A 218-nucleotide genomic window follows, 5' to 3' on the forward strand; every position below is an offset into this window, starting at 1 on the left:
TTCATGCTCCCGCCGCCGCGCGCAACCGCGACGCGATCCTCGCCGTGCTGCGATCCGTGCTACCGCCGACGGGAACGGTGCTCGAGATCGCCAGCGGCTCGGGCGAGCACGCGGTCCATTTCGCGGAAGCCCTGCCGGGGCTGACCTTCCGGCCGAGCGACCCGGCGCCAGAGGCGCTCGCCAGCATCGCCGCCTGGACCGCGCAGGCGGGCGCGCCC

1 protein-coding gene is annotated in these 218 nt (G+C 75.7%); it reads left to right on the forward strand.

The features are described from left to right. Positions 1-218 (forward strand): DUF938 domain-containing protein (locus tag AX750_RS11265; RefSeq protein WP_156462443.1); only part of this gene is annotated, 218 nt, incomplete at both ends.

Source organism: Methylobacterium sp. CCH7-A2 (assembly GCF_001557075.1).
Taxonomy (GTDB): Bacteria; Pseudomonadota; Alphaproteobacteria; order Rhizobiales; family Beijerinckiaceae; genus Allobosea; species Allobosea massiliensis.